The organism is Methanoregula sp., assembly GCF_002835825.1.
GTDB lineage: Archaea > Halobacteriota > Methanomicrobia > Methanomicrobiales > Methanospirillaceae > Methanoregula.
Map to the genome: position 1 here is coordinate 1 of NZ_PIZH01000251.1, position 3,351 is coordinate 3,351.

Consider the following 3,351-nt stretch of genomic DNA (forward strand, 5'->3'; position numbering starts at 1 on the left):
CCGGAGGGATGGGGGAGCCGGTAAGACCCGCCTCCAAGGATCTGGGTCTCGGCACCGAGGTTGTCCGCGAATGCCTCAAAGACCATTCCCGTATAGTAATCGAGCCCGCGGGCAATGACGAAGTTCAGCGAGTACCGCACACCCGCAGCATCGAGGAGTCCAGCCATCTGTTCCACCCGCTCCCGTTAGGGGATGGTGCCGGCGATCTCGAACGCCTCGGCAAGGTCGCGGGTCTCCACCAGCGCCGTGAGGGAAGAGAAGAGATCGGAACATTCCAGCGTTTCGAGGGTCACCTTCAGGCCGTCGAGGTCTTTCTTGTCCAGGTGTGCCCGGACCTTTCGCAGCATGCCGGGCTCAAGGCCACAGAGCAGGTTCTTCATTAATGAGAGGTGCCCGACCTTGAGATCGTACGTAACGCCCGTTGCGTCCAGCATCCCGGCGGCCAGCATGATCGTCTCCGCATCGGCGGCAGCCGTGTCCGCGCCGATCAGTTCCACGCCGAACTGCCAGAACTGGCGGTACCGGCCCTTCTGCGGCCGCTCGTACCGGAAACAGTCGGCATAATAGCACCAGCGCAGGGGCTTGGGGGCGACCTTTGCTTCATTGATGTACATGCGGATAACCGCGGCCGTTATCTCGGGGCGCAGGGCAAGCTTCCTCCCCCCCTTATCCTCGAACACGTACATCTCGTTAATGATCCCCTCGCCCGAGCGCATCGTGAAGAGCTCGAGGTCCTCGAACTCCGGCGTGCAGACCTCGCGGTAGCCCCAGCGCCGCGCAACTTCCCGCAGGCGCCATTCGACTGCACGCCGCGCCTCCATCTCATCCGGTAAAAAATCCCTGGTTCCACGTGGTTTCTGGAGCATATCAAAAATCCTTATCCTGATCTGTTTTTATTCCATTATTTCTTGTTCGTTTTTGCCAGCGGTGCGCTGCCCAGAAACCTTGTAAGGGTATCCTCGTTCTTCCAGATCTTCTCTTTCTCGCGGTTTGTCTGGAGATAGATCGCGGCGAGGATCAGGCCGAGGCCGAGGATCTCAAAGTCGGTCACGTACCGCGCAATCTGGAGCCCGAGCAGGGCAAGCGCGCCATAGAGTACTCCCCAGTACGCAGCCTTCCGGTATCCCGGGAGCCCTGTCCGCCAGAATATCCGTGCATCGCGCAGCCAGAGGAAGACCACCGCTGCGGTCCCGAAGATAGCTATGTAAACGAGGTACGACATCGCAATGAACGTATTATTATACGCCGATCCATATCTGTATTATTACAATCATGCCAGGAAATCCGCAGTTACAGGACCTGCTCGACCAGTACCGGGATGGCAGGATCACGCTCGCCGCTGCTGCCGAAGCCATCGAGGGACTCCGCCTCGACCGCATCGGTGACTTTGCCTGCATCGACACCGGCCGCGGTGTCCGCTGCGGTATGCCGGAGGTTGTCCTGGCCGAAGGTAAGGACCCGGATCACCTTGCGGAGATTGTCCTCCGCCTTGCCGGATCGGAAGGGCGCTGTATTGTCACCCGGGTGAACGCGGGACAGGCGGACCGCATCCGGGAAAAGGCCGGCAGGGATGGCATTGCCACCGAATATCGCGAGAAAGGGCATGTCCTCCTTGCCGGCAATGGCCCTGCACCGAAACGTACCGGGGGTATCGTGGGCATCATCACCGCTGGCACATCTGACATAGGGGTTGCCGAGGAGGCGCGGGCCATTGCCGGGGAGATGGGTTGCGAGGTGCTGACCGCATACGATGTCGGCGCAGCAGGCATCCACCGCCTCTTTCCTGCGCTCAAGCCGCTGCTTGCTGCCCACGTATTCGTGGTCTGTGCAGGGCGCGAAGGCACGCTTCCCGCCGTTGTCGCAGGACTTGTCGACAAGCCCGTGATCGGAGTCCCCGTCAGCGTAGGGTATGGGTACATGGGCGAAGGCCGGGCCGCGCTTGCCAGTATGCTCCAGTCATGCTCGGTCATTGCGGTCGTCAACATCGATGCCGGGTTCACGGGCGGGGCGTTTGCAGCGCGGATTGCAAACATGGGAGCAGGAGGAAAACCATGAAACGCGGGTTCTATATCGGGAGGTTCCAGCCGTACCACAACGGGCACCAGTCTGTGCTCGAACATATAGCGGGAAAAGTCGACGAGATTATCATCGGGATCGGGAGCGCGCAGCTCTCGCACCACGTGGACAACCCGTTCACGGCCGGTGAGCGGGTACTGATGATCACCCGCGCTCTCACCGAGCTCGGCTGCCCGTATTATGTCATCCCGATCGAGGACGTCCAGCGTAATGCCCTCTGGGTTGCCCATGTCCGTTCCATGGCTCCGCCATTCGATATCTGCTACTCCTCGAACCCGCTCGTTGTCCGGCTTTTCCGCGAGGTGGGAATCAGGGTCCAGTCCCCGGCCATGTATGAGCGCGAGACGCTCAGTGGCACGGAGATCCGCAGGAGGATTCTCGCGGGCGAGTCATGGAAGAAACTCGTTCCCCCGGCCGTTGTCCAGGTCATCAAAGAGATTGACGGAGAGAAACGGCTGCGCCAGATCGCTATGGATGACTGAACCCGGGCATTCCGGAACAAGGATACAGAATAATGGCCATGAATTCCATCCTGAAAAAAATCTTCGGCACCAAAAAACCCGTACCGCAGGTAACGTTAGCGTTCAGCGAGGTTCCTGCATGGATTACCGGAAGAGAAAGCACCGCAAAGGAGACCCTTGTCACTGCTACCCGCGAGCCGATGCGCGAGATCCGTAACGGGATCGCAACGCTCCAGCTCATCGTGACCAACATTGCCGGGGCAGAGCAGGATGAGACCCTCCACCCCAAGCTCAGGTCAATTGCGAAAAATTCCCTGCCGCAGTTTGTCAAAGCCATGAAAGCTTCCCTGAACAAGGAACTCCCCGATGACCCCGGCGAGTTCTACCCGGTGGCTGCGGAATGCGTGAAAAACTGTCTGCAGAATGTCCATGGACAGGGAAGATACCTGCAGGTGACATTCCCGGACGAGATGAAAGCCGTGAGGAGCGGTATCGACACGCTCGGCCGGGGCATCAACAACATAAATCCCGTCCTTGCTGCATACCGTAAGGAGATGACAGGGCTCGCGGTCTGCCGCGAGAAGTACGAGACGATCACCGGCCTGATGGCAGATTTTGCAGCATCGGACGAGAAGGTGATGCGATCCCATGCCCGGATAGCCGAGATCCGCGAGCGGGTTGCTGCAATCGAGCAGGAACTGCTTTCCCTGTCGCAGGACTCCCGGATGAGGGACATCGAAGAACAGCGGAAAGCACATGCCGGTCTCTGCGAAAAGCGTAACGATGCTGCCCGCACCTATTCTGCTCTCTCGAT

4 protein-coding genes and 1 pseudogene are annotated in these 3,351 nt (G+C 59.5%); 3 read left to right on the forward strand and 2 right to left on the reverse strand.

From position 1 onward, the window contains the following. Both CW742_RS09225 and CW742_RS09230 read right to left on the reverse strand, forming a co-directional pair. Positions 1 to 866: pseudogene (locus CW742_RS09225) on the reverse strand (ATP phosphoribosyltransferase regulatory subunit); the annotation flags it as partial. Positions 867 to 901: 35 nt separating this feature from the next. Beyond that, complete coding sequence (locus CW742_RS09230) at positions 902 to 1,222, reverse strand: ABC transporter permease (protein WP_292419498.1); 321 nt, start codon at positions 1,220 to 1,222, stop codon at positions 902 to 904. A gap of 50 nt (positions 1,223 to 1,272) precedes the next feature. Between CW742_RS09230 and larB the strand changes: the two genes are divergently transcribed. From larB to CW742_RS09245, 3 genes are all read left to right on the forward strand, one after another. After that, entirely contained in the window at positions 1,273 to 2,055 is a 783-nt protein-coding gene (gene larB / locus CW742_RS09235; RefSeq protein WP_292419502.1) for a nickel pincer cofactor biosynthesis protein LarB, read from the forward strand. Next, a complete protein-coding gene (locus CW742_RS09240; protein WP_292419504.1) occupies positions 2,052 to 2,558 on the forward strand; it encodes a nicotinamide-nucleotide adenylyltransferase in 507 nt (168 codons plus the stop codon). The genes larB and CW742_RS09240 overlap by 4 nt, the downstream gene beginning before the upstream one ends. Positions 2,559 to 2,596: 38 nt before the next feature. Next, positions 2,597 to 3,351: hypothetical protein (locus CW742_RS09245; RefSeq protein ID WP_292419507.1), on the forward strand; the 755-nt coding region annotated here is incomplete at its 3' end.